Consider the following 1,450-nt stretch of genomic DNA (forward strand, 5'->3'; position numbering starts at 1 on the left):
GCGGCGAAGTCTCGGTTTTGGCTCATGGCATGGCTCCATGCCAGCAAACCCTTGCGGATTGAAGAACCATCCGCCACGCACCGCATCCATGACGGCTTTTCCCTTCGACATTGTCGGGTTCGATCTCGACGGCACTCTTCTCGAAACCCACCGCGATCTCGGCGCTGCGGTCAATCATGCTCTAGGGCTTGGCGGCTTCGCCCCGGTCCCGGCGGACCATGCCAGCGATCTCATCGGCGGTGGCGCCAAGATCATGCTGCAGAAGGCGGTCGACGAACAGGGCGGGATGCCGGAGGAAGAGTTCCGGCGGCTCTACAAGGAAATGCTGGCCTATTATGCCGAGCATAATGCGGTGCACACGCGGCCCTATCCCTATGCGGCGGAGGTGCTGGCGGAGCTGGATGCCCGCGGCGTGGCGCTGACGGTGGTCACGAACAAGTTCGAAAGCTTTGCCCGGTCGATCCTTGGCACGCTGGGCCTTGCCGATCACTTTGTCGCGATCATCGGCGGCGACACGATGGGCAAGGGACGTGCAAAGCCCGCGCCAGACCCGATTTTCGAAGCGCAGAAACGCGGCGGCGGCGGCAACCTCGTCTTCGTCGGCGATTCCTCCTATGATGTGATCGCGGCCCGCGCGGCCGGCGTTCCGGTTGTCGCCGCGGCCTACGGTTATTGCGACAAGCCTGGCCCGGAACTGGGAGCCGACACGCATATCGATTCGCTCGACCAGCTGGTCGCCGCGCTCGAACGCCTCTGAGGGGCAGCTTGCCCCTACGGCATGGCGATGGGCCGCGCATTCGGTTGCAAGAGCGGGCGGAAAGTGCCACTCCGCCGACCCAATTGACCTTTACGTAAACGATAAAGCAGGAGCAGCCCCATGAGCATCGACTTCAAGGACAAGGTAGCCATCGTCACTGGCGCCGGCGGCGGCCTCGGCCGTGAATACGCGCTGGAGCTGGCCCGCCGCGGAGCCAAGGTCGTGGTCAACGACCTCGGCGGATCGCGCGACGGCACCGGCCATTCGGACATGGCGCTGCAGGTGGTCGAGGAAATCGAGAAGGCCGGCGGCGAAGCCGTGTCGAACGGTGGCTCGGTCACCGAATTCGAGCAGATGGAAAAGATGGTCGCCGACGCCAAGCAGAAGTGGGGCGGCGTCCACATCGTCATCAACAATGCCGGCGTGCTGCGCGACAAGACCTTCGCCAAGATGACGATGGACGACTTCGAATTCGTCGTCGACGTCCACCTCAACGGCTCGGCCAATGTCGCCAAGGCGGCGTGGGAAACCATGCGCGAGCAGGCCTATGGCCGTATCCTCATGACCGCGTCCTCGACCGGCCTGTTCGGAAACTTCGGCCAGGCCAACTACGGCGCGGCCAAGCTCGGCCTCGCCGGTCTCACAAAAACGCTCCAGCTCGAAGGCACGAAGTACGGCATCAAGGTCAACACG

2 protein-coding genes are annotated in these 1,450 nt (G+C 63.7%); both read left to right on the forward strand.

Translation table 11 applies throughout. The annotated features are described in order from the left end of the window. Positions 1 to 88 precede the first annotated feature (88 nt). Positions 89 to 757 carry an HAD-IA family hydrolase gene (locus tag AAFM29_RS13990; protein ID WP_341713402.1) on the forward strand — a complete coding sequence of 223 codons (669 nt, stop codon included), beginning with the start codon at positions 89 to 91 and terminating at the stop codon, positions 755 to 757. Between the two features lie 120 nt (positions 758 to 877). Further along, positions 878 to 1,450, forward strand: a 573-nt coding sequence (locus AAFM29_RS13995) for an SDR family NAD(P)-dependent oxidoreductase (RefSeq protein WP_341713403.1), incomplete at its 3' end; no start/stop codon positions are given.

Origin of the sequence: Erythrobacter sp. (assembly GCF_038133525.1) — a bacterium.
In the GTDB taxonomy this organism is placed as follows: Bacteria; Pseudomonadota; Alphaproteobacteria; order Sphingomonadales; family Sphingomonadaceae; genus Qipengyuania.

Bases quoted from the DNA above. Each gene is read 5' to 3' on its own strand.
- AAFM29_RS13990 (WP_341713402.1), top strand. From the start codon at position 89: ATGACGGCTTTTCCCTTCGACATTGTCGGGTTCGATCTCGACGGCACT.